General features: G+C 65.1%; 21 protein-coding genes. 3 read left to right on the top strand and 18 right to left on the bottom strand.

The window, feature by feature from the left end:
* Positions 1-35: 35 nt before the first annotated feature.
* The 8 genes from recO to rpoE form a co-directional block, all read right to left on the bottom strand.
* Positions 36-749 (bottom strand): DNA repair protein RecO, encoded by a 714-nt coding sequence (recO, locus tag DOM33_RS00925; protein ID WP_110664992.1) that lies wholly within the window; start codon positions 747-749, stop codon positions 36-38.
* Positions 750-767: 18 nt separating this feature from the next.
* Positions 768-1,667, bottom strand: coding sequence for a GTPase Era (gene era, locus DOM33_RS00920; protein ID WP_110664990.1), 900 nt, complete (start codon positions 1,665-1,667; stop codon positions 768-770).
* A complete protein-coding gene (gene rnc / locus DOM33_RS00915; RefSeq protein WP_420820183.1) occupies positions 1,667-2,347 on the bottom strand; it encodes a ribonuclease III in 681 nt (226 codons plus the stop codon). The genes era and rnc overlap by 1 nt, the downstream gene beginning before the upstream one ends.
* Before the next feature lie 140 nt (positions 2,348-2,487).
* A complete protein-coding gene (lepB, locus tag DOM33_RS00910; protein WP_110664987.1) occupies positions 2,488-3,276 on the bottom strand; it encodes a signal peptidase I in 789 nt (262 codons plus the stop codon).
* A 10-nt stretch (positions 3,277-3,286) separates the two neighbouring features.
* Entirely contained in the window at positions 3,287-5,104 is a 1,818-nt protein-coding gene (lepA, locus tag DOM33_RS00905; protein ID WP_110664985.1) for a translation elongation factor 4, read from the bottom strand.
* A gap of 245 nt (positions 5,105-5,349) precedes the next feature.
* Complete coding sequence (locus tag DOM33_RS00900) at positions 5,350-6,765, bottom strand: DegQ family serine endoprotease (protein WP_110664983.1); 1,416 nt, start codon at positions 6,763-6,765, stop codon at positions 5,350-5,352.
* Between the two features lie 313 nt (positions 6,766-7,078).
* Positions 7,079-7,816, bottom strand: coding sequence for a sigma-E factor negative regulatory protein (locus DOM33_RS00895; RefSeq protein ID WP_162617848.1), 738 nt, complete (start codon positions 7,814-7,816; stop codon positions 7,079-7,081).
* Positions 7,817-8,086: 270 nt separating this feature from the next.
* Positions 8,087-8,689 carry an RNA polymerase sigma factor RpoE gene (gene rpoE, locus DOM33_RS00890; RefSeq protein WP_110664979.1) on the bottom strand — a complete coding sequence of 201 codons (603 nt, stop codon included), beginning with the start codon at positions 8,687-8,689 and terminating at the stop codon, positions 8,087-8,089.
* Positions 8,690-9,022: 333 nt separating this feature from the next.
* Between rpoE and DOM33_RS00885 the strand changes: the two genes are divergently transcribed.
* Positions 9,023-10,105 carry a 3-deoxy-7-phosphoheptulonate synthase gene (locus DOM33_RS00885; protein ID WP_110664977.1) on the top strand — a complete coding sequence of 361 codons (1,083 nt, stop codon included), beginning with the start codon at positions 9,023-9,025 and terminating at the stop codon, positions 10,103-10,105.
* Between the two features lie 131 nt (positions 10,106-10,236).
* Here the strand turns inward: DOM33_RS00885 and dinG are convergent, their stop codons facing one another.
* On the bottom strand, positions 10,237-12,384 hold the full coding sequence (gene dinG / locus DOM33_RS00880; protein WP_110664974.1) for an ATP-dependent DNA helicase DinG: 2,148 nt from the start codon (positions 12,382-12,384) through the stop codon (positions 10,237-10,239).
* 73 nt (positions 12,385-12,457) lie between these two features.
* Positions 12,458-13,759 carry a DEAD/DEAH box helicase gene (locus tag DOM33_RS00875; protein WP_110664972.1) on the bottom strand — a complete coding sequence of 434 codons (1,302 nt, stop codon included), beginning with the start codon at positions 13,757-13,759 and terminating at the stop codon, positions 12,458-12,460.
* Between the two features lie 363 nt (positions 13,760-14,122).
* Between DOM33_RS00875 and DOM33_RS00870 the strand changes: the two genes are divergently transcribed.
* The gene (locus DOM33_RS00870) at positions 14,123-14,362 is read left to right on the top strand and encodes a hypothetical protein (RefSeq protein WP_110664970.1); all 240 of its coding nucleotides are present in this window, start codon (positions 14,123-14,125) and stop codon (positions 14,360-14,362) included.
* Positions 14,362-15,177 (top strand): exodeoxyribonuclease III, encoded by an 816-nt coding sequence (gene xthA / locus DOM33_RS00865; RefSeq protein ID WP_110664968.1) that lies wholly within the window; start codon positions 14,362-14,364, stop codon positions 15,175-15,177. Before DOM33_RS00870 ends, xthA begins: the two co-directional genes overlap by 1 nt.
* A gap of 184 nt (positions 15,178-15,361) precedes the next feature.
* Here xthA and DOM33_RS00860 read toward each other — a convergent pair whose 3' ends face one another.
* From DOM33_RS00860 to DOM33_RS00825, 8 genes are all read right to left on the bottom strand, one after another.
* Positions 15,362-16,540 carry a tetratricopeptide repeat protein gene (locus DOM33_RS00860; protein WP_239495218.1) on the bottom strand — a complete coding sequence of 393 codons (1,179 nt, stop codon included), beginning with the start codon at positions 16,538-16,540 and terminating at the stop codon, positions 15,362-15,364.
* A 62-nt stretch (positions 16,541-16,602) separates the two neighbouring features.
* Positions 16,603-17,385: a TonB family protein gene (locus DOM33_RS00855; protein ID WP_110664963.1), complete on the bottom strand. Its 783-nt coding sequence runs from the start codon at positions 17,383-17,385 to the stop codon at positions 16,603-16,605.
* Positions 17,385-17,792 (bottom strand): ExbD/TolR family protein, encoded by a 408-nt coding sequence (locus DOM33_RS00850; RefSeq protein WP_110664960.1) that lies wholly within the window; start codon positions 17,790-17,792, stop codon positions 17,385-17,387. The genes DOM33_RS00855 and DOM33_RS00850 overlap by 1 nt, the downstream gene beginning before the upstream one ends.
* A complete protein-coding gene (locus tag DOM33_RS00845; RefSeq protein WP_110667400.1) occupies positions 17,785-18,327 on the bottom strand; it encodes a MotA/TolQ/ExbB proton channel family protein in 543 nt (180 codons plus the stop codon). Before DOM33_RS00845 ends, DOM33_RS00850 begins: the two co-directional genes overlap by 8 nt.
* A complete protein-coding gene (locus DOM33_RS00840) occupies positions 18,320-19,759 on the bottom strand; it encodes a MotA/TolQ/ExbB proton channel family protein (RefSeq protein WP_110664958.1) in 1,440 nt (479 codons plus the stop codon). The genes DOM33_RS00845 and DOM33_RS00840 overlap by 8 nt, the downstream gene beginning before the upstream one ends.
* The gene (locus tag DOM33_RS00835) at positions 19,756-20,607 is read right to left on the bottom strand and encodes a DUF3450 domain-containing protein (RefSeq protein WP_239495217.1); all 852 of its coding nucleotides are present in this window, start codon (positions 20,605-20,607) and stop codon (positions 19,756-19,758) included. The genes DOM33_RS00840 and DOM33_RS00835 overlap by 4 nt, the downstream gene beginning before the upstream one ends.
* Positions 20,608-20,874: 267 nt before the next feature.
* The gene (locus DOM33_RS00830; RefSeq protein WP_110664956.1) at positions 20,875-21,801 is read right to left on the bottom strand and encodes an electron transfer flavoprotein subunit alpha/FixB family protein; all 927 of its coding nucleotides are present in this window, start codon (positions 21,799-21,801) and stop codon (positions 20,875-20,877) included.
* A 14-nt stretch (positions 21,802-21,815) separates the two neighbouring features.
* Positions 21,816-22,565 carry an electron transfer flavoprotein subunit beta/FixA family protein gene (locus tag DOM33_RS00825; RefSeq protein ID WP_110664954.1) on the bottom strand — a complete coding sequence of 250 codons (750 nt, stop codon included), beginning with the start codon at positions 22,563-22,565 and terminating at the stop codon, positions 21,816-21,818.
* Positions 22,566-22,764: the final 199 nt, after the last annotated feature.

Genomic DNA, 22,764 nt, shown 5'->3' with positions numbered 1-22,764 from the left:
CTTCAGGGAGCGATGAATTCGAAAAGGCGCAGGCCTCAACCACGCTCGCGGCGCGAGCGTAGCCGCTGCATCAGCTCCCGCGAACGCAGCGGCTGCTGGCCGATCAGTGGCGCGAGTGCCGCACGGGTCAACGCCTTGCTCAGCCCGGCAAGCCCCGGCGCATCCCAGTCACCACGCCCGAGTAGCTTGAGACTACGTCCGTCCCAGCCGGGCCTGGAGGTGTCGTGCGCCTCCAGGCGTTTGAAGCGTCTCTCGGTTGGCCAGTACGTGTAACGCGCGGCAGGATCGAGCGGCTGATCGTCGACATCGACGAAGACGGGGTCGGCGTCCAGCGCCTCGAGCAGCGTCACCTCGAGACGTCGCAGCGCACCGCCTCGCTCGGCGGGCCGCGTCAGGCGCTCGACTGCCCAAGCGTAGATAGCGAAGACATCGCTCACCGGCAGCCCGACCGGGAGCGCTCGAGTCAGGAGTTCGTTGGCGTAGAGCCCGCAGAGCAGCCCCTCTCCGGCCAGCAGGACGGCGCTCTGGGTGGTTTCCATCATGCGCAGCCGCTTGAGATCGCTCTCGCCGACCCAGGTGAGATGCAGTGGCGCGAAGGGCTGCAGCTTGCTGCGCGACTTGCTGCCGGCGCGCTGGACCCCTTGCGCCACGGCGCGAATGTGACCGTGCTCCAGCGTGATCACGTCGACCAGCGCACTGGTCTCGCGGTAGGGGCGTTTGTGCAGCAGATAGGCCGGCTGGGGTTGCATGGACGAGGCGAGGTCCGGCTAGTCGAGGTCGTAGCCGAGACTTCTCAGCGCGCGGTCGTCGTCGGACCAGCCGCGCTTCACCTTGACCCAGAGATTGAGCATGATCTTGGCGTCGAACGCCCGCTCCATCTCCTGACGCGCCTCGGTACCGATCTTCTTGATGCGATCGCCCTTGTCGCCGATCAGAATCTTCTTCTGGCCCTGGCGCTCCACCAGCATCAGTGCACTGATATGAATGACACGCCCTTCGTCACGAAACTCCTCGATCTCTACCGTCATCTGATACGGCAGTTCATCGCCGAGCTGGCGCATCACCTTCTCTCGCACCAGCTCCGCGGCGAGAAAGCGCTGACTCTTGTTGGTGATCTGATCTTCCGGGAAGTAGTGCACGTTCTCCGGCAAACACTTAGCCACCTCCGCTTCGAGCTCCGGCACGTTGCTCCCGTGCTTGGCCGACAGCGGCAGTATCGCGGCGAATTCACGCCGGATCGACAGCGATTCGAGCCAGGGCAGCAGCGTGGTCTTGTCCTCGAGCCGGTCGACCTTGTTCACCGCCAGAATGACCGGCGCCTTGACGTGGGTCAGCTTGTCGAGCACGACCTGATCCTCGTCGGTCCAGCGCGTGCGATCGACGATGAACACCACACAGTCGACATCCCGCAGAGCCTGGGAGGCCGCCTGGTTCATGAAGCGGTTGATCGCCTTGTTGCGATCCTTGGTCTGCTGGTGCATCCCCGGGGTATCGACGTAGACGAACTGCGCCTCGCCCTCGGTCTTGATCCCCATGATCTGATGCCGCGTGGTCTGGGGCCGACGCGACGTGATGGAGACCTTCTGCCCGAGGATCCGGTTCATGAGGGTCGATTTGCCAACGTTGGGTCGGCCGACGATCGCGACGAAACCGCAAGTCTGTGTCATTAGCGTCGACTCTTGTTGGGTTCGAGTTGGGCAAGCGCCACTTCGGCGGCCTGCTGTTCGGCGAGCCGGCGACTGGTGCCCTCACCGAGTGTGGGCTCGTCGCCGAGCATGGCGACGTGGCACTCGACGCTGAACGTCTGCGCGTGGGCCTCGCCCTCGACGAGCGTGACCTCGTAGCGCGGCAGCGCCTGCTGACGAGACTGCAGGAATTCCTGCAACCGTGTCTTGGGATCCTTCTGGGTGTTGTGCAGGTCGATCGCTTCCAGACGCGTCTCGAACCACGCCAGCACCCGACTGCGAGCGACGTCCATGCCGGCGTCGAGATAGATCGCCCCGATCACCGCCTCGAGGGCGTCCGCGAGGATCGAATCCCGGCGGTGACCGCCGCTTTTCATCTCGCCGGAGCCCAGACGCAGGCACTCGCCGAGATCGAACTCCCGCGCCACCACCGCCAGCGTCTGGCCCTTGACCAAACCGGCGCGAAGCCGCGAGAGCTGACCCTCGCGCGCCGCCGGGAAGCGTTCGAACAGCGCCTCCCCGATGACGAAATTGACGATGGAGTCGCCCAGAAATTCGAGTCGTTCGTTGTTACCGCCACCGACGCTACGGTGCGTCAGCGCCAGTTCCAGCCGGGTTCGGTCACGAAACTCGTAACCGATGCGTCGACTGAAACCTACCAGAGGATCACTCACGTCATTCCCACTTTACGTTGTGCTGTGTGTCGCGACGCTTGCTCGCGCCGATGCCGTTCGAAACGGCGGTACGCAAGCATGAGGTCGCGACGGTCGGCGAGCCGGCACGCGCCGGTGCCGGGCGAATTTCAGTGTATTTGGCGCACTGTACCGAAGCTAGGCAGCCCGCCATCCCAGTGCATCCAGACCGCGAAAGCCTTGCCGACGATGTCGCTTTCCGGGACGAAGCCCCAGTAGCGGCTATCGTTGGAGTGGTCGCGGTTGTCGCCCATCATGAAATACTCATCGTCCGGCACGACGATTTCGCGCATCTGCGGCCCCGGCGCCTGCGGGGTGTTGTAGATGCTGTGCTCGGCGTCGCCGAGCTGCTCGAGCAGTTCCTCCTCGCCGGGCGCGGTGGCCGGGTCGGCATCGATCACTTCCTTGGGCACCGGCTCGCCGTTGACGTAGAGCTGCTTGTTCTCGTAGCGGATGCGGTCGCCCGGCAGCCCGATGACGCGCTTGATGAAGTTCACCGAGGGGTCGTTGGGAAAACGAAAGACCATGACGTCGCCGCGCTCGGGCTCGCCAAGCTCGGCGATTTCGGTGTTGCTGACCGGCAGCCGCAATCCATAGGCGAACTTGTTGACGAGGATGAAGTCACCCACCTCGAGCGTCGGGCGCATCGATCCCGACGGAATCTGGAACGGCTCGACGATGAAGCTTCTCACCACCAGCACGATCAGCAGTACCGGAAAGAACGAGCGCGCGTAGTCGATCGGCCAGGGGTCCTTGTACTCGACCTGGGACTCCTGCCCTTGGGTTCGCGCCGCTTCGCGCTGTCGCTCACGGCGTTGTCGCCGCCAGAAAAGGCGATCCAGCAGCCAGATGATGCCGCTGACGGCCACCGCAAGAACCAACAACAACGAAAAATTCATACCCGACTTCCTACTCGTTCACTTTGAGAACGGCGAGGAACGCGTCCTGGGGAATCTCGACGCGCCCTACCTGTTTCATCCGCTTCTTGCCGGCCTTCTGCTTCTCGAGCAGCTTCTTTTTACGGCTGGCGTCGCCGCCGTAGCACTTGGCAGTCACGTTCTTGCGCAGTGCCTTGACCGTCGAGCGTGCGACGACGTGCCCGCCGATGGCGGCCTGGATCGCCACGTCGAACATCTGACGCGGAATCAGTTCCTGCATCTTCTCGACCAGCACGCGGCCGCGGGAGTGGGCGTGATCGCGGTGGATGATGACCGCCAGCGCGTCGACCCGATCGCCGTTGATCAGAATGTCGAGCCGCACCAGCTTGGCCGCCTCGAAGCGCTCGAAGCTGTAGTCCAGTGAGGCGTAGCCCTTGGAAATCGACTTCAGACGATCGAAGAAGTCCATCACCACTTCCGCCATCGGCAGCTCGTAGACCAGCTGCATCTGGTTACCCAGCACCTGCATGTCGAGCTGGACACCCCGGCGATTGACGCAATCGCTGATGACGGCACCCACGTACTCCTGCGGCACCAGGATGTTGGCGCGCACGATCGGCTCGCGCATCTCGGTGACGTTGGCCAGATCGGGCAGCTTCGACGGGTTGGAGATGTACTCGAGCTCGCCGTCGTCCATCAGCAGCTCGTAGATGACCGTGGGCGCGGTGGTCAGTAGATCGAGGTTGTACTCGCGCTCCAGCCGCTCCTGGATGATCTCCATGTGCAGCGTGCCGAGACAGCCGACGCGAAAGCCGAACCCAAGCGCGTCGGAGTTTTCCGGCACGTAGTCGAGCGAGGCGTCGTTGAGCGCAAGCTTCTCGAGCGCGTCGCGGAAATCTTCGTACTCGTCCGAGCTGACCGGGAACATACCGGCATAGACCTGCGGTTTCACCTTCTGGAAACCCGGCAGACGGGTGACGTCCTTGGTCTTGGCATGGGTGATGGTGTCACCCACCGGCGCCCCGTGGATGTCCTTGATGCCCGCGATCACGAAGCCCACTTCGCCCGCTCGCAGCATCCCGGTGGAGTGCTGCTTGGGGTTGAAGAAACCGATGTCGCCGACTTCCCAGTCGCGGCCGGTGGACTTCATGTGAATCTTGTCGCCCTTCTTCAGCGTGCCGTCGAAGAGCCGTACCAGCGAGACCACGCCCTGGTAGTTGTCGAACCAGGAGTCGATGATCAGCGCCTGCAGGCTGCCGTCGCGATCGCCCTGGGGCGGCGGAATGTCCCGCACCAGGCGTTCGAGCAGCAGGTCGACGTTGAGCCCGCTCTTGGCCGAGACCTGGACCGCGTCGTGCGCGTCGAGGCCGATGATCTCCTCGATTTCGTGGGCCACCCGATCCGGGTCGGCCTGGGGCAGGTCCATCTTGTTAAGGACCGGCAGCACCTCGAGATTCTGCTCGATGGCGGTGTAGCAGTTGGCAACGGACTGCGCCTCGACGCCCTGCGCTGCGTCGACCACCAGCAGCGCGCCTTCACACGCGTAGAGCGAGCGCGACACCTCGTAGGAGAAGTCGACGTGGCCCGGGGTATCGATGAAGTTGAGCTGGTAGGTGTGGCCGTCCTGGGCTTGATAGTCCAGCGTCACCGACTGCGCCTTGATCGTAATGCCCCGCTCGCGCTCGAGATCCATCGAGTCGAGCACCTGCTCCTTGAGCTCGCGCTCGGTCAAGCCACCGCAGACCTGGATGATACGGTCGGCGAGCGTGGACTTGCCGTGGTCGACGTGCGCGATGATCGAGAAGTTCCGGATGTACTTGAGCTGTTCGTTGCTTGCGGCGTCTGCCATTGAATCCTTACCGATCGTTTGTACGCGCAGACGAACACGGGCCGTGGCGGCGGGTCGCGCGGGAGAATGACGAAATGGCGGCATTGTACCGACATGGCCGAGGCAAAGACAGCGACGGCCCGACCGCCACACCGGCGAGGGCGGGCGAAGAGTTCCCGAAAGACACCGACCGGCCCCATCGCTGCGGGCCGGTCGGTGTAGACACGACGGATTCGGTATCAACCGCTACCGATCGGCGGTCGAGTTCAGGAGTCGCCGGACCCCAGGCGAAGCGCGACGAAGAGTGCGTTGCCGTCACGCTGAATTCGTACCGGCACCGCTTGCTGCCCCTCGACCTGCTTGGCGGCTTCGATGAGTTCATCCGCGGTTTTCACCGGCTTCTGATCGAAGCTGACGATGACATCTCCCGGCTGAATACCGGCGGAGGCGGCGGCACCGCGCGGATCGACACGGCGAACCAGCACGCCGCTATCGATTTCGAGCTGCTCTTTCTGCTGGTCGTCGAGATCGCTGACCGCGATACCCAGGCGCCCCTGCTCGGCCGAGGTGGGCTGGCCCGGCGCGCCGTCCGGGGTCATCTCTTCCGGCCATTCGCCGACGGTGACGTCGAGGGTCTGCGTTTTGCCACCGCGCAGTATCTTGAGTTCGATATCGTCACCCGGCGAGACCTGACCTACCAGACGCGGCAGCGTGGTCGAGTCGTCGATGGCCTGGCCACCGGCCTCGAGCACGACGTCACCCGCCTGCAGTCCGGCTTCCTGCGCCGGGCTATCGTTGCTGACGTCCGAGATCAGTGCACCGCGCGTATCGTCGAGGCCGAACGATTCGGCAAGATCCTTGGAGACCGGCTGAATCACGACGCCCAGCCAGCCGCGGCTGACGTGACCCTCGGTTCGCAGCTGATCGGCCACGTTCATGGCAACGCTGATCGGCACGGCGAACGAGAGCCCCATGAAACCACCGCTGCGGGTATAGATCTGCGAGTTGATACCCACGACTTCGCCGTCGAGGTTGAACAACGGCCCCCCGGAGTTGCCCGGGTTGATCGCCACGTCGGTCTGGATGAACGGCACGTAGGTCTCGCTCGGTAGCGTTCGATTGATCGCGCTGACGATCCCCGCGGTCACCGAGTGGTCGAAACCGAACGGCGAACCGATCGCCGCCACCCACTCACCGGCTTCGAGATCGTCGGAGTCGCCGATGTTCAGCGTCGGCAGGTCATTGGCGTCGACTTTCAGCAGCGCGACGTCGGTGCGGGGGTCGGAACCGACCAGTGTGGCCGGCAGCTCGCGACGATCGTTGAGCCGCACCATGATCTCGTCGGCGTCCTTGACCACGTGCGCGTTGGTCAGCACGTAGCCATCCGCGCGGATCACAAAGCCCGAGCCCAGGGATTTGCGCTCGCCGTCGCCGCCCGGCGCGCCGGGCATCGGCGGCATCTGATCGCCGAAGAAGCGACGAAATATCTCGGGAATTTCCTGCTGGCCGTACCCGCCACCGGCACTGACCGTACTCGTGGTTGCGATATTGACCACACCCGGCGCTGCCTGCTTGACCAGCTCGGTGAAATCGGGCAAATCCCGCGCCTGGGCGGTCTGCAGGGTAGTCAACGTGACTGCCATCAAAAGCCAGGTCGATAACCATTTCGTCATGCGTTGCATAAACACTCCTAACCGTCATGAAGCCGTGAAATTACAGGGGGAATGACCTTCAGGGGATGAAATCATGGCATGAACCCCGAGGGAGCCGAGCGTAACCGGTCGGGTCCGACCGGTTACGCCCTCATCATTGATACGAAAAAAACGCTGGAGTTCAATCGGATGTAAATTTTCTTTACTCGCGCCGCACCGGTAAATCACGTGTTCGGGCTGCAAGCCACACTCCCGCCTCTCTGACGTGACCGGTATCGAATGCACAAACGCCGCCGCGTCGTTCGACGCGGCGGCGTTGGAGGCTGGCAGAGATCGGTGACGATCAGCGCATCGGCGGCGCACTCGCCTGATGAAGCTGACTGGCGTAGGTGCCGGTGGATCGCAGTAGCGGCGCCCAGTCTTCGCTTCCGGAGGAATCACTCTGCAACGCATCGCCCATGGCGTGACGTTCGAAGAATGGACGCACCGACGTCTCGGCGTTCGCGTCTCCCGATGTCCGGTACGCCGCGCCTCCGACACTGTCACCGATGGTCATGAAACCGCTACCGCTGCCCATCGAAGTGAAGGGCATGCCGTCAGAGGCCGGCGCCTGCATGGAAGCGGGCACTACGCCATTCTGCCCCTCTCGAACACCCGTACCGCCATTCGGGGTCACGAAGCTCGGCGTCGCGTCATTCGACGGCGTACTGGCGATGTCGGTGGCCCCGCCGTTATCGGCGAAGCGTCCGTTGTAGACCTGAACGCCGGTAATCACCATCAGCGAGACCGCCGCCGCCACGGCAGCGCCGCCCATCATGGAGAACGAATGGCGCTTGTGCGGCGTTGCGTCCGGCTCCGGCGTCGCGACCTGGGGTTCATCGCGTAGCGCCGCCAGCACGTCGCCGGAAATGTCCGCGTCGACGACGCTATCGCGTTCGCGACGCATCATGCTCCGGGCCAGATGGTAACGTCGCCAGACGTCGGCATTCGTCGCCTCTCCACGCTTGAGCACGCGACGGAGATCGAACTCATCGCCTTCGTTGTCCATCAAGGCGGAAAACGATTCGTTTACCTGCTTCATAGTCATACCCTCACACTCGGCCTTGCCACGTGTTGAATGACGGCGACGTCCTTGCTGCGGCGAACTCACGATATTCCATTCATCGCTGCGCCCTGAAACCTCTCGCGGCCGCTGGCGGGTGTCTGCCCCGGCGAGCGTCGCCGTTCAACGACTGTACTGTTGTGCTTCCCGTACTCAGACGACAGAAATCGCCAACAGTTCATTTTCGGTTCATCTCAAGTGTCGAATCGTCGAAGTCGACGTCTCGAAATGGCGACACATGCCTCGTCGTCATTCGTCGGCGGCCTCCGCCGGGCCGTGCTCGAGCAGCGGTGCGATATGCTTGTCGACGGCCTCGCGGGCCCGAAAGATACGTGAGCGCACCGTCCCCACGGGACACTCCATAATGGTGGCGATGTCTTCATAGGAGAGCCCGTCGAACTCGCGCAGCGTGATGGCAGTGCGCAGATCGTCCGGCAGCGCATCGATCGCCTGGAAAACGGCAGCTTCCAGCTGATCCCGTGCGATGGCGGCTTCGGGGGTTTCGATGTCAGCGAGACGTCCGCTCTGATCGACGATCTCGGCATCGCTGATGTCGAGATCGCTACCCGGAGGGCGACGCCCGCGAGAGACGAGATAGTTCTTCGCCGTGTTGATGGCGATGCGATACATCCACGTGTAAAAGGCACTTTCGGAGCGGAAACTGCCAAGCGCGCGGTAGGCTTTGATGAAAGCCTCCTGCGCGACATCCTGAACTTCGCCGTGATCCTGAACGTAGCGGCCGATCAGACCGAGAATCTTGTGCTGATACTTTTTGACCAGGAGGTCGAAGGCCCGTGTATCCCCTTTCTGCGCGCGCTCGACGAGCTGCTGATCGGTTTCTCTGGCCCCCATTCAGCTCCTCCCCTCGGGCAGGGGCGTGGCGCACTGTGAAAACGACGCTCGATGACAATGACAAAACAATACGCTCATGACTCTACCTGGAGCTCGAGAACTCGCGATTCAGTGATAGGCGTGCAACTTATAACAGAACGATCTCGTTCGCACGCGCCGGCAACGTGACAGTGTTCCCGTTTTGTCTCGGCGCATCAAGTGACTACCGGTGACAGGCCGACGGTATCGGGGCATGCCCGTGACGTTCGCCACCCGCGAAGTTGATTTCCTGACCCGCCAGCCTCCATAGTACGCGCTCAACGCGCCCCCATTAGAACAGTCAACGAGCCCAGCATGTCGGAACAGCAGGTCAACAATCTCAACGTCCTTTCCCAGGACGTCCTGATCACCCCCGAGCAGCTCAAGCAGCACGTGCCCTTGAGCGACGCTGCCGAGCGGACCGTGATCGAAGGCCGCCAGACGATCCAGCGCATTCTCGACCGAGAAGATCCGCGCCTGCTCGTCGTCGTGGGCCCCTGCTCGATCCACGATCCCGACGCCGCACGGGACTATGCCAAGCGCCTGCGAAAGCTTGCCGATGCGGTGAGTGACAGCCTCTATATCGTCATGCGGGTCTACTTCGAGAAGCCGCGTACGACCACCGGCTGGAAGGGGCTGATCAACGACCCGCACATCGACGATACCTTCGCGATCGAGGAAGGCCTGCATACCGCCCGCCGCCTGCTGGTGGATCTCGCCGAAATCGGCCTGCCGCTGGCGACCGAAGCGCTCGATCCGATCTCGCCGCAGTACCTGCAGGACTGCATCAGCTGGTCGGCGATCGGGGCGCGTACGACCGAGTCGCAGACTCACCGCGAGATGGCCTCTGGGCTTTCCGGGCCGGTCGGCTTCAAGAACGGCACCGATGGCAGCCTCGACGTCGCAGTCAATGCGCTGAAGTCCGTGGCCAGCCCGCACAATTTCCTGGGGATCAATCAGGCCGGCCAGGTCGCGATCATCCGGACCCGCGGCAACGCCTACGGCCACGTCGTGCTGCGTGGGGGCAACGGCAAGCCGAACTACGACAGCGTCAGCGTGACCCTCGCCGAGCAGGAACTCGCCAAGGCGAACCTGCGCGCCAACCTGATGATCGACTGCTCGCATGCCAACTCCAACAAGGACCCCTCCCTGCAGCCGCTGGTGATGGAGAACGTCGCCCAGCAGATCGTGGACGGCAATCACTCCATCATTGGGCTGATGATCGAGTCCAACATCGGCTGGGGCAGTCAGAAAATCCCGTCGGATCTGGCCGAGCTCGAATACGGCGTATCGATTACCGACGCCTGCATCGACTGGCCGACCACCGAGCGCACTTTCACGCAGGTGGCAACGCAGATCGAGTCCGCACTCAAGGCGCGCCAGCAAGACGCCGACTGACGTTCCCCGGTCCGCTCGACTGCAAGACGCCCGGGAGGAGCTCCTCCCGGGCGTCTTAATTAGGGGACAGGTATCGAGCACGGCGAGTGGCCCTAGAGCTCAGACCCCGTCGGCGCCATGCTGCGTCGGCGTCAGGAGGCTTCGCCCATCGTTACGCCATCGATCTCGCGGCGAAACGGCGGCAGCGCATCGAGCAGCGCCTGACCGTAGCGCCGTGTCAGCACGCGGCGATCGAGCAGCGATATCCGCCCGCTATCCTCTTCCTTGCGAATCAGACGCCCACAGGCCTGAACCAGCTTGATCGAAGCGTCGGGTACCGAGATGCGCATGAAGGGGTTACCGCCCTGACTCTCGATCCACTCCGCCAGCGTCGCACCCACCGGGTCGTCCGGCACCGAAAACGGCAGCCGCGTGATCACCACGTGAGTGAGATAGCGCCCCGGCAGATCGATCCCCTCGGCGAAGCTCGCCAGTCCGAAGATCAGGCTGCCCTTGCCGTCGTCCACCGCCTTGCGGTGACGCTCGAGCAGCTCGCGCTTGGGCAGTCGATCCTGCGCCAGCAGACGCGAGGACCAGGGATCGGGCAGCGCTTCGGCGACGCTCTTGAGCTGCTTGCGCGACGAGAAGAGCACCAGTACCGCTTCGTCGTCGCCGAGCGACTCGATGAAAGAGACGATCGCCCGCTCGTGAGCGGCGCCGTCGCCGGGATCGACGGCCTCCCGCGGCACGCTCAGCGTCGCCCGCGAGTAGTCGAAAGGACTCGGCAGGCGCTGATAGCGGTAGCGATTGGCGAGTCCGGCTCGCTCCTGCAGGCGCTCGAAGCGATTGAGCGCGGTTAGCGTCGCCGACGTCACGATCGCACCGTGACAGGTACCCCACAGATGGCGGGCCAGCGTCTCCGCCGCCGATACCGGACTCGCCGAGAAGGTCAGCTCCGGTTCGCTACCGAAGGTCTGGAACGTCAGCCAGCGCGCCTGCGGCTTCTGATCCGCCGGGTCCGGCGTCGCCATCGCCTGCCATAGCGCGTGGGCCTCGAGCGCCCGACCGTGCAGCAGCGCCGCGAGCGGCAGCCAGGGCTCAGCCTGCTCCCGCGCCAGGCCGGTGGACTTTTCCGGGTCGAGGCTTTCGCGCAGAATGCCGGTCATCGTCTCGAGATCGCGAGAGAGCTCGGCAAAGGGGACGACCAGCTGCTCGGCGAGTTCGACCAGCGGCTGCGGCGCGCGACCGTTGGGAAATCGAAAATGCTGCGTCTCGCTACCCGCCCCCTGGGGGAGTCCGGCGATCTGATGGCCCATCGAATAGACATCGCCCAGACGCGGCTCCAGCGCGGCGATCCGCTCGGGGAATGCTGCCAGCATGCGGTTGAGTGCCGGCTGCGTTCCCAGCGCAGTGGTCAGCTCGGTCAACGACTTCTTCAGCGTGCGCAGCCAGCGCAGCGTGGCGTTGACCCCGAAACGGTGATGGAAGTGATCGAGCGCCTTGTCCGGCAGATGGTGCCCCTCATCGAAGACGTAGATGCAGTCCTTGGGTGACGGCAGCACCATGCCGCCCCCGAGCGCGAGATCCGCCAGCACCAGATCGTGATTGGCGACGATGATGTCCGCCTGCTCGAGATGCCGCCGCGAGCGGAAGTAGGCACAGGCACCGAAGTGCCCGCAGCGCCGGTTGGTACATTGACGGTGATCCACCGTCAGTCGCCGCCAGTCACGATCCTCGATCGCCACCGGCCAGCTGTCGCGATCCCCCTCCCAGCTGCCGGACGAATAGCTGTCCGCCATCTCCTGAATCAGCTGCGGGAAGTCGCCACCGGCGTCGGTGGCGATCGTCTGCTCGAACAGTGACAGCGTCGGATTGGGCTCGGCGCCCTCCAGCGCCTGATCCAGCTTGGCGACGCAGAGATAGCGGCCGCGCCCTTTGGCCAGCGCATAGCCGAAATCGAGCCCGCTATGCTTCTGAAGCATCGGCAGGTCCTGATTGAGCACCTGCTCCTGCAGCGCCACGGTCGCCGTCGCGATGACCAGCCGCTTGCCCCGCGCCTTGGCGATGGGGAGCGCGGCGAGCAGATACGCCAGCGTCTTGCCGGTACCGGTACCCGCCTCCAGCACGCAGACGTGCTCGTTGGAGGTGCGTCGGCCCTGATCGTCGGATTCGATCGCTCCCAGCGTGCGAGCGATCTCGGCGATCATCAGCCGCTGGCCGTAGCGTGGCGTGAGTTCGAGCCCCTCGAGCACGCGCCGATAGGCGTCCTGTATCTCCTGCTTGAGGGTCGCATCGAGCATGCCGGTTCCGTCGAAAGAGGAAGCCATGAGAGAACGACCGCTCACGAAAGGAGCGGCCGGGGGAGCGTGCAAGTTATTCGATCAGGCCTTCGGGCGGATGCTCGCAGGGGAGCTTGCCGTCGATGTAGGTCTCGATCTCCGGCAGGGAGAACGCGTCTTCTTCGCCCACGAAGCTGATCGATACGCCCTTGGCGCCGGCACGGCCGGTGCGCCCGATACGGTGGACGTAGTCTTCCGGGTCTTCCGGCAGCGTGAAGTTGACCACGTGGCTGACATCTTCGATGTGGATACCACGACCGGCGACATCGGTCGCGACCAGCACCTGAATTTCGCCGTCGCGGAACTTCTCGAGCGTACTGATGCGCTGGTTCTGCGGCACGTCGCCGGAGAGCATCGCCACGCTGATGCCGGCTTCACGCAGCAGGCCGTCGAGTTCGCGTACCAGATCGCGGCGGTTGCCGAAGACGATCACCCGCTCCATCGATTCCTGCCTGAGCAGGTTGACCAGCAGCTTGCGCTTTTCGGCATCGCTCACCAGATAGACGCGCTGATCGATGTTGGCGGCGTTCTCGGTGGTGACCTCGATCTCGATGTGGCTCGGTTTCTGCGTCCACTGCTCGGAGAGGCTGAGAATGTCCGGCGTGAAGGTCGCCGAAAACAGAAACGTCTGACGCTCCTCGCACTTCGGGGTGTAGCGGATGATGCGCTTGACGTCGGGGATGAAACCCATCGACAGCATGCGATCCGCCTCGTCCAGCACCAGCACTTCGACCTGGGAGAGATCGATGTCCCGCTTCTGCTGGAAATCCAGCAGTCGACCCGGCGTCGCCACGAGGATATCGATGTTCTTGGCAAGGGCCGTGCGCTGGGTCTGATAGTCCATGCCGCCGACCACGCTCGCCACGTTGAGCGAGGTGAAGCGTGCCAGCGCCTTGGCGTCTTTCTCGATCTGTAGCGCCAGCTCCCGCGTGGGGGCGACGATCAGCGAGCGTGGCGTGCCGGGTTTCTGGCCATCCGGCGCTTCCTCTTCGAGAAAGTAGGCCAGCAGCGAGATCAGAAACGCCGCCGTCTTGCCCGTGCCCGTCTGCGCCTTGCCGACGACATCGCCGCCGAGCAGGGTCTGCATCAGTGCCTGCGCCTGGATCGGCGTGCAGTATTCGAACCCTTCTGCGTGGATGGCACGCATCAGCGCCAACGGCAGATCGAAGTCATGGAAACGCCAGCGACCAGCAACGGGCTCGACAGGGAACTGTTTCAGCGACCACTGGGAGGCATTCCCCGACTGCGTTTTGCGAGGCTTGCGTCGACGCCGCTTGGGTCTGCGGTTCTGTGCCGGGGCCTGGGCCTGGGCCTGGGTGTTGTCCGACTCACTCATAGTAATGACGAATGTCCGAATTCGATTGACGATGACGTACGCGATCCCGAGATCGGTCGCACCGTCGAGGATGCCACCGCGGTTCCCGGCTTATGGCTTTTCGGGCTGGCCGGGCCACTCGATCAGAATCGCGAGCAAGCGCCCATTGTATCAGTCCCACCGTTCAACGTCGCGAGCCCAGTCGAACACGTCGCGAGCCCAGTCGAACACGTCGCGAGCCCAGTCGGTGGCCAGCTGCCTTCACGAGCCCTGCGCGCTCGTGCTGTCGCGTCGCTGTCAGCTATCGGCGTGGCTGTTAGAATGCGCTATCGCAAGTTTCTGCGGGTGGCGGCAGCCCCCGCGCTCAAGCCATAGGTCACGCGCATGACACGTAAACGCAAGACCCGCTCTCTGGCGGACAAGGTGACGATTCGCACCGGCAAGCGTAAGGACTACCGTCGCTGGCGCCATGACAACCCCGACGAGGTCTCCACGACGTCGCGGCGCTTCGTCAGCAAGAAGACCGAGCAGCGCAAGGAGCAGGCGGAGCGCAAGCGCCAGCGTCAGAGCGCCCCGCCGCTGCCGCTGCACAAGGGCGATGGCGATCCCGAGGGTTCTCGCTGATGCGTCTGGTCTCTTTCAACATCAACGGCATTCGGGCCCGACTGCATCAGCTCCAGGCGCTGATCGATACCCACGCCCCGGACGTGATCGGGCTGCAGGAAACCAAGGTCCAGGACAGCGAGTTCCCTCGCGAGGCTGTGGAGGCGATGGGCTATCACGTCCATTACCACGGCCAGAAAGGCCACTACGGTGTCGCAATGATGACCCGTCTCGCCCCGACCGCGGTCTACCTCGGTCTCCCGGACGACGATGAAGACGCTCAGCGACGCCTGATCGGCGTTACGTTGACGCTACCGGACGGCGCGCCGCTGACGGTCTACAACGGCTATTTCCCGCAGGGCGAAAACGTCGAGCATCCGACCAAGTTTCCCAACAAGCGCGCCTTCTACGCCGGCCTGAACGCGATGCTCGAATCCCGTCACCGTCCCGAGGAGCGACTCGCGATCATGGGGGATTTCAATATCTCGCCGGAAGATCGCGACATCGGCATTGGCGAAGCGAGCCGCAAGCGCTGGCTGCGCGAGGGCAAGACCAGCTTCCAGCCCGAAGAGCGTGAGTGGCTCTCGACCCTGAAGGCATGGGGGCTCTCAGACAGCTACCGCCGCTGCTACCCGGAGAGCGACGACACTTTCAGCTGGTTCGATTACCGCTCGAAAGGCTTCGAGCGCGACCCCAAGCGCGGGCTTCGCATCGACTACCTGCTAGCGACCGAGTCGCTCGCCGAGCTGACCCGCGACGCGGGCATCGACTACGACCTGCGCGGGATGGAAAAACCCTCCGATCACGCCCCTGTCTGGAGTGAGTTCTCGCTCTAGAGCGTGCGCTCTGGGATCGGCGACTCTCAACCGATCTCGCGTCAGGGCAGCGATGCCGGACAACGACAACGGGCGGCGCCCGCTTCCGTAATGAACGAGGGCGCCGCCCGCTGTTTTGCCGCCGGCGCTCGGCGGTTCCTTGCGTCTTTCTCACTCGGCTGACGAGCGACCCCCGTCTCGACCGTCAAGTCGACCCGAGGGAGTCCAGCCACTGCTGTGCCTGCGGGTTGCCTGCCGCCACGGCCTCTCGAAACGCCTCCCGAGCCTCTGCCGTCCGCTCGAGCTGGGCGGCCGAGATGCCGTAGAGCAGCCAGTCACGATCCGCGAAATGACCGCCGGCGTCTCGCAGCGCGTCAAACGCTTCCCGCGTCGTCTGCCACTCGCCCCAGCCGTAGGCGATATCCGCCAGCCGGTGCCAATCCTCGGGCATCTGGGTGCGTTCGGCGAGCTGACGCCAGGCCGCGAGCGCCCTGTCGTGCTCCCGCGCTGCCGTCCACGCCTGCGCCAGCAGACGTCGATGTTCGAGGGTATCCTCGAGCCGGCCGCTCTCGAGCCAGTCGCTCAAATGCTCGCCGGCACGAGCGGGGGTGCCACCAGCGAGATGCAGCCTGGCGAGCTGCTCGAGATCCGCGGCTGCGGTCAGCACGCCGCGTCGCCAGCCGCTCTCCCAGATGGCGGCGGCGCGACCGTCGTCTCCGGCGCGTTGCGCCATCCCCGCCATCCGCCGCCAGACATCACCGCGCTCGGCGGCGGCGTTACCGTCAGTCTCCACATCGATCAACGACAGCGCCCGGTCGAACTGCCCGGTCTGCTGATAGACCGTCCCTGCGAGCTGACGCTGTTCCGGTGTCCAGCCGTCGCTATCGCCGGAGGCCTGGATACGCGCGAGCGAGTTGGCGGCCGCCGACCAATCGCCGAGCGACGCCCGCGTCTGAATCAGCAGCCAGCGCGAGGTGTCATCGCCCCCGCTGCGCTCGACCCAGCGGGTAAGCAGATCGGCACCGGCGTCGGTCTGCCCTGCCCGTAGCCGCAGCTTCGCCTCCTGCTCGAGCCAGGCGAGCTGACGCGCCGCGGGCACCTGATCGATGCCTCGCGCCGTGGCCAGCAGGTCGGCTGCCGCCGCCGACGCGCCCTGACGCGCCTTCGCCGAAGCAGCCATCTGCAGAAACAGCGCGCGGGCCCAGCGATCGGCGGCATTGCCGCCGGCCAACCGCTCGGCCGATGCGACGGCGCGATCGGCGACACCGGCGGCGTCGCCCCCACGTAGTGTCTGCTGCATCGATTCGAGCGAGGCGATCATGTCCGCGCGCAGTGCCGGCCCTTCGGCGTTTGCGAGCGGCGACACGCCAAGCGCGGCGAGCATGATCGCCGCCGTCCAGTGCCTGACACATCGTGAGCGGCATCGACCCGGGACTGTGATCATTCCTACCCTCCCAGCTTGAATTCGATCCGCTGCGTGACCCGCCGAAAATCCTCGGCCTGCGGAAACCGCCACTGCGCCATGGCGCGCTTGACCTCACGGTCGAACATTCGCGGCGGGTTGGCATCGACCACCTCGAGCGAACCGGCGTCGACGCGACCATCGGGTTGGATGGTGAAACGTACCTGCACGTAGCCCTCAATGCCGCGCCGCTGCGCGCGCCGCGGGTAGACCGGCTGCTCCCGGCTGACCGGGCTGATCTCGCCCACGTCTCGCGGCGATGCCTGGGTTCCCCTCGGCGGCTGTGCGGCCGGCGGCGCGTCACTTTCGGCCGGTGCGGCATCGGCTACCTGGGCCGGGGATGGCGCTGCCGGCTGCGGATCGGGCGTAGGCTGCGGCTCGGGCGATGGTTCCGGCGGCGGCTCCGGCGTCGGTTCCGGTTGCGGCTCGACTTCGTCCAGCGCCGGCAGATCCTCGTCGAGCGTGACGTCCGGCGTCTCCACCGGCGGCGTCTCGGGCTCGGGAATCTCCACCGGGCTCGGGCTCTCCGCCGCCGGCACCGGGGCTGCCGCGGGTGGCGGTGGCGGCTCGACGGGGGGCGGTGGCGGCGCTGGCGTGGACTGGCTCGGCACCGGCTGCTCCTGCGGTGTCGCCTCGACCATGGCCATGGGGGGTGACTCGACGATCTGGGTCTGCTCGGGGGACGGCGGCGCCACCAGCAGCGCAAGCAGGTAGAAGAGCACCAGCGCGAGCAGCGCGCCCCCGACGAGACCGGCGAGCCGTCGCATCAACTACCGCCTCGATTCGCCGCCACGGCAACGTTTTCGACCCCGGCTTCGCGAATGCGATCCATCACCTCGATCAGCGTGCCGGTGGTCGAGCGTCGGTCCGCCTGTACCACGACGCTACCCTCACCCGAGACCAGTTCGGCGACGCGGGCGCCGACGCGATGGGCGTCTACCGCCTCGCCGTCGACCCAGACCGCGCCCTGATCGGTGATCGCGACCAGCACCTGGGTGTCGGGCCGCGCGGTCGCCGCACTGGACTCGGGCCGCTCGATCTCGACGCCACTCTCCTTGATGAAGCTGGTGGTGACGATGAAAAAGATCAGCATGATGAACACGACGTCGAGCATCGGCGTCAGATCGACACCGGTGCTTTCGTCACTGGCTTCTCGCAAGCGACGCCTACGCATGAGACTCCTCCACGGCACGCGCCATGCGATCGTGCAATCGCTGGTCCTCGCGCCGAATGATCTGTTCCAGTCGGCTGACGAACAGCAGCCCGACCACAGCCACCGCCATGCCGACAAGCGTCGGCAGTGTCGCCCGAGCGACGCCGTCGGCCATCGCTCGCGCCTGTCCGCTCTCGGTCAGCGCCAGGCTGTCGAAGACCTGAATCATCCCGGTCACCGTTCCCAGCAGCCCCAGCAGCGGGCAGATCGCTACCAGCAGCTTCAGCCACGGCAGCGGCATGCGCAGCCGGGCGATGAGTTCTCGCGTCCACACCTCACGCAGCGTCAAGGCGCTCCAGGTGACGTGATCGCGGCGCTGGATCCACGCCTGGATCAGTGCCCGCCGGGCGCGACGATGCGTAAAGCGCCAGTAGAAGAGCCGTTCCAGCGCCAGCGCGAACAGCACCATTGCCACCAGCATGATCATCACCAGCACCTCGCCGCCGGCGTTGATCAGCCAGCGGATCGGATCGAGCGCGGTCAGCAGCTCAGGCATGAGCGCCATGGGATCGCTCCTGGGCATTGGCAGCGCGCGTCTCGGCTTCGAGGTGGTCGGCGAGCACCGCACTCGCTCGCCCTTCGAGCTGACCCAGCAGACGCCGGCTGCGACTGCTGAGCGCGGTGTTGGCGAACAGCAACGGTACGGCCGTGATCAGCCCCAGTACCGTGGTCACCAGCGCCTGACTGATACCCCCGGCCATCAGCTGCGGGTCACCGGTACCGAAGACGGTGATCGACTGGAAGGTGATGATCATGCCGGTCACCGTCCCCAACAGACCCAGCAGCGGCGCGACGGCGGCGATCAGCTTGACCACCGGCTGACCCCGCTCGAGCCGCGGCTGCTCGGCGAGCAGTGCCTCATCGAGACGAGCTTCGAGCGCTTCCGGTGCGTGGTTGTGCCCCAGCGCGGCGAAACGATTGAGTACACGACCCAGCGGGTTGTCATCGCTGAGCGACTCCGGATGGTTCATCTGGCGCTGCGTACGCCGGCTCACGCTCAGCAAGTAGAGATATTGCGCCAGCGCGACGAGCAGTCCGAGAAGCCCCAGCGCGACGATGACGTAGCCAACGTAGCCGCCCTGATTGAAACGCTCCCATAGCGTGGGCTGCTGGGCGAAAGCATCGAGCACGTCACCATCGGTGGGGTCGATGACGACGCTATCGCTCTCGCCCGCCTGAAAGGCGCGCAGCGCGCCCTGAATACGTGCCGGCGTGCGCGAATAGGCGGTCAGCCGCCCCTCATCGCCGCTACGCTCGAGCAGTTCACCGTCGCTGAAGGCGAGCGTGTCGCCGAGGCGAATCACTTCGCGCCGAGTGACGTCGCCGTCGGTGCCGGCGACCGGCGCCGTGAAGCGCACGCCGCGACCGCTTTCGGCGATCAGCGCGGCGAGATCGTTGCGCACCCCGTCGAGCGTATCGATGTCGATGAGCCCGCGATCATCGAGACGCGGGGGCAACTCGGCATCGCCACCGACGGTGACCCAGGCGTTGCCGAGGGCGTCGCGAAGCTCGCCGGCCTGCCCCTTGACGATGCTCGACACCTGCTCGATGTCGCCGGCGTCGTCACCGCGAGACTGGGCCAGCGCGTCCAGGCGTGCCTGCTGAGACTGCTGGCGCGCTTCGAGCTCGTTGCGGCGCGACTGCGCGGCTTCGAGCCGCGTCTGCGCTTCGCTCAAGGCGTCATCCAGGGCGCTGCCGTCGTTGAGCAGCGCCTGCAAGCGCTCGGCGTCGCGGGCCTCGGCCGCCGCGCTCTCCTGCTGGAACCGGGCGACCACCGACTGCAGCGACGCCGCGTCCCCGTTCTGCGTATCAGCGGTCCGAGAGTCGGTGGGCTGGGGGGCAGTGGACTGCGCCAATGCCGGCTGCAACGGAACGGACAGCCCCAGCGTGAGCGCCAGCGTCAGTATCCCGGATGAACGGCGCCTCATGACTCACCTCCCGCGTCGCGGCCGGGCTCGAGTGCCAGCGACGCCGGCAGTTCGAGTAGCTCGGGCGCGCCCTGATCTTCGCTGATACGGATGCCACGACGGACTTCGTCGATCTGGCCCTGCGTCAGCGGCTCCCATTCGCCATCGGCGACGCGCCATACGCCGCCAGCGTGATCGTCAGGCGTCACGTAGTACCAGCCGGTACGGCCGACGCGGAGGTAGTCCACCTCGCGGGCGAACTGACTTTGTGCCTGCGCGGTCTCGGACTGGGTGCCGGTGAGTGCACCGCGCCAGTGATCCATCTCGCGACCGTAGTCGAGTTCGGCGCGCCACGCGGAGAAAATGCGCTCGAGCTTGTCGGACGCCGACGCCTCGTCGCTGGCGAGCAGCGACTCCAGATCATCGACGCGGGCAAGTCGCTCGCTTTTCAGAAACGGCATGTCCGCTTCGATCAGCGTGCGCAGCTGGGCCACCATGTCGCGCATTTCGCCGGGCAACGCTTCGCGGGTCGCCGAGATTTGCGAGAGCGCCTGGGTCTGCCTGGCGATCCGCTCGGACTGACTTTCGACGACCGGCGCGAGCTCGGCGTTGTAGCGTTCCAGACGATCGGCCTGCTGGCGGGTCTGACGCAGCTCGGCGAGCGCCTCGCGGGTCGCGTCATCGGCGCTGTCGATTTTCGCCTGCAGTTCGGCCTGGGCCCGCTGCGCGTCGATACTCGCCTGGCTCAGACTGGCCTGAGGGGACGCGTCCTGGGCGACGGCAGTGATCGAGGTCAGGCTCAAGGCCAAGAGACAGGACGCCAGCGCGTGACGTCGACGGCCTCGCAGCCGCGGAATGTGATGCACCACGCCATCTCCTTGCGAATGGGGCGAAAGAGCCGGTGAAAGCACCGCTCGAGGCGATGATATGAGGCTGAATGCGAGCGACAAGCTAATACAAACAAGAACAATTATCAATCAGGAGCGCTTGCAACGGTATCGCGTGACCGCTTTGCCGCGAGAGATCCGTGCAGACACGAAAAAGCCGATACCCGTAGATATCGGCTCATGATGGCCCCTGCCGACACTGAAGCCGGCAGGCCAGCGCGTCGACTGATGCGAACGCTTAGGCGCCGGCTATAGCTTCTGCTCGAGCGCCGGCAGAATCTCGAACAGATCGCCGACCAGACCATAGTCGGCAATCTGAAAGATCGGTGCCTCGTCATCCTTGTTGATGGCGACGATCACCTTGGAGTCCTTCATGCCCGCCAGGTGCTGAATCGCCCCGCTGATGCCCACGGCGATGTAGAGATCGGGGGCGACGATCTTGCCGGTCTGCCCCACTTGCATGTCGTTGGGCACGAAGCCGGCGTCGACCGCGGCGCGGGAGGCGCCGACCGCGGCGCCGAGCTTGTCGGCGATTCCTTCGAGCAGCTTGAAGTTCTCGCCGTTGCCCATGCCGCGGCCGCCGGAAACGATGATTCGGGCACCGCCCAGTTCCGGACGATCGCTTTGGGCGAGCGCCTCGTCGACGAAGCGCGAAACCGCGTTGGTCACTTCGCTCTCGATCGCCTCGACGCTCGCACTCCCCTGACGGGCGACGGCGTCGAACGCCGTGGTACGTACCGTGATGACCTTCAGCGGGTCGTCGGACTGAACGGTGGCGATGGCGTTGCCGGCGTAGATCGGGCGCTTGAAGGTATCGGCACTCACGACCTCGAGAATCTCGGAGATCTGATTGACGCCCTTGAGTGCGGCCAGGCGCGGCAGCGCATTCTTGCCCCCGGTCGATGCCGCGGTGAGCACGTGGGTGTAGTCGTCGGCCAGCCGGACCAGCAGGTCGCCGATGGGCTCGGCGAGCTGGTGGGCGTAGACGGCGGCGTCGGCCACCCGGACGCGACTGACGCCTTCGAGCGTGGCGGCGGTTTCGGCGACGCCTTGCACGCTCTCCCCCGCCACCAGCACGTCGACGTTGCCGCCGATCGCGGTCGCGGCGGCAACGACGTGGGCGGTGCCGTCACTGAGTTGACCGTTGTGATGTTCGGCCAGGACCAGAATGCTCATATGATCGGCTCCTTTCAAAGCACTTTGGCTTCGTTCTTGAGTTTGTCCACCAGCTCGTCGACAGAGCCGACCTTGACGCCGCCCTTACGTTCGGCGGGCGTTTCGACCTTGAGGCGCTTGAGCCCGGCCGGCACTGCGACGCCGAGCGCCTCGGGTGTACGGCTCTCGAGGGGCTTCTTCTTCGCCTTCATGATGTCCGGCAGCTTGGCATAGCGCGGCTCGTTCAAGCGCAGGTCGGTAGTGACCACCGCCGGCAGCTTGAGTGCGACGGTCTGGTGGCCGCCGTCGATCTCCCGCGTCACCCGAATTTCACCGTCCTCGACGACGATTTCGGAGGCGAAGGTACCCTGCCCCATACCGGTCAGCGCCGCCAGCATCTGGCCGGTCTGGTTGTTATCGGTATCGATCGCCTGCTTGCCGAGGATCACCAGGTCAGGCTTCTCTTCGTTGACCACGCCCTCGAGCAGCTTGGCCACGGCGAGCGACTCGACGACCTCCTCGGTCTCGACGTGAATGGCGCGATCGGCGCCGAGGGCCAGCGCAGTGCGAAGCTGCTCCTGGGCGGCCTTCGGCCCGACGGTGACGGCAACCACTTCGGTGGCCACGCCCTTCTCCTTGAGTCGCACGGCCTCTTCGACGGCGATCTCGCAGAAGGGGTTCATGGCCATCTTCACATTGGTGAGATCGACGTCGGAGTGGTCCGGCTTGACCCGGATCTTGACGTTGTAGTCGATGACGCGTTTGACCGCGACGAGTACTTTCATGGGTGTCCTCGCAGGCTGAATACAAAGCGATCCGCCCCGGCCGTTCGTTGGGGGTGGGCCGGAAGATCGTCGGCGCCACAGGGCGCGTTGAGCGACAGCGTACCTTCACGCCGCGCCTTGAGGAAATGACCGGGCCGTGATGGTCCGACATCGCCTCGGCCATAGGCGGTTCGCCGCCTGTGCCAGCCCTTGCGGGCCG

The sequence above is a fragment of the Salinicola halophilus genome (genome assembly GCF_003206155.1).
Classification (GTDB): domain Bacteria; phylum Pseudomonadota; class Gammaproteobacteria; order Pseudomonadales; family Halomonadaceae; genus Salinicola; species Salinicola halophilus.
Note: the sequence above shows the minus strand (reverse complement) of the source record. Positions and strands in the feature narration are given on the sequence as shown.

What these genes read in the sequence shown, in the direction of transcription:
- recO (WP_110664992.1), bottom strand. Translation starts at nt 749, where the DNA reads ATGCAACCCCAGCCGGCCTATCTGCTGCACAAACGCCCCTACCGCGAG.
- era (WP_110664990.1), bottom strand. Translation starts at nt 1,667, where the DNA reads ATGACACAGACTTGCGGTTTCGTCGCGATCGTCGGCCGACCCAACGTT.
- lepB (WP_110664987.1), bottom strand. Translation starts at nt 3,276, where the DNA reads ATGAATTTTTCGTTGTTGTTGGTTCTTGCGGTGGCCGTCAGCGGCATC.
- lepA (WP_110664985.1), bottom strand. Translation starts at nt 5,104, where the DNA reads ATGGCAGACGCCGCAAGCAACGAACAGCTCAAGTACATCCGGAACTTC.
- DOM33_RS00900 (WP_110664983.1), bottom strand. Translation starts at nt 6,765, where the DNA reads ATGCAACGCATGACGAAATGGTTATCGACCTGGCTTTTGATGGCAGTC.
- DOM33_RS00895 (WP_162617848.1), bottom strand. Translation starts at nt 7,816, where the DNA reads ATGAAGCAGGTAAACGAATCGTTTTCCGCCTTGATGGACAACGAAGGC.
- rpoE (WP_110664979.1), bottom strand. Translation starts at nt 8,689, where the DNA reads ATGGGGGCCAGAGAAACCGATCAGCAGCTCGTCGAGCGCGCGCAGAAA.
- DOM33_RS00885 (WP_110664977.1), top strand. Translation starts at nt 9,023, where the DNA reads ATGTCGGAACAGCAGGTCAACAATCTCAACGTCCTTTCCCAGGACGTC.
- dinG (WP_110664974.1), bottom strand. Translation starts at nt 12,384, where the DNA reads ATGCTCGATGCGACCCTCAAGCAGGAGATACAGGACGCCTATCGGCGC.
- DOM33_RS00875 (WP_110664972.1), bottom strand. Translation starts at nt 13,759, where the DNA reads ATGAGTGAGTCGGACAACACCCAGGCCCAGGCCCAGGCCCCGGCACAG.
- DOM33_RS00870 (WP_110664970.1), top strand. Translation starts at nt 14,123, where the DNA reads ATGACACGTAAACGCAAGACCCGCTCTCTGGCGGACAAGGTGACGATT.
- xthA (WP_110664968.1), top strand. Translation starts at nt 14,362, where the DNA reads ATGCGTCTGGTCTCTTTCAACATCAACGGCATTCGGGCCCGACTGCAT.
- DOM33_RS00860 (WP_239495218.1), bottom strand. Translation starts at nt 16,540, where the DNA reads ATGCTCGCCGCGCTTGGCGTGTCGCCGCTCGCAAACGCCGAAGGGCCG.
- DOM33_RS00855 (WP_110664963.1), bottom strand. Translation starts at nt 17,385, where the DNA reads ATGCGACGGCTCGCCGGTCTCGTCGGGGGCGCGCTGCTCGCGCTGGTG.
- DOM33_RS00850 (WP_110664960.1), bottom strand. Translation starts at nt 17,792, where the DNA reads ATGCGTAGGCGTCGCTTGCGAGAAGCCAGTGACGAAAGCACCGGTGTC.
- DOM33_RS00845 (WP_110667400.1), bottom strand. Translation starts at nt 18,327, where the DNA reads ATGCCTGAGCTGCTGACCGCGCTCGATCCGATCCGCTGGCTGATCAAC.
- DOM33_RS00840 (WP_110664958.1), bottom strand. Translation starts at nt 19,759, where the DNA reads ATGAGGCGCCGTTCATCCGGGATACTGACGCTGGCGCTCACGCTGGGG.
- DOM33_RS00830 (WP_110664956.1), bottom strand. Translation starts at nt 21,801, where the DNA reads ATGAGCATTCTGGTCCTGGCCGAACATCACAACGGTCAACTCAGTGAC.
- DOM33_RS00825 (WP_110664954.1), bottom strand. Translation starts at nt 22,565, where the DNA reads ATGAAAGTACTCGTCGCGGTCAAACGCGTCATCGACTACAACGTCAAG.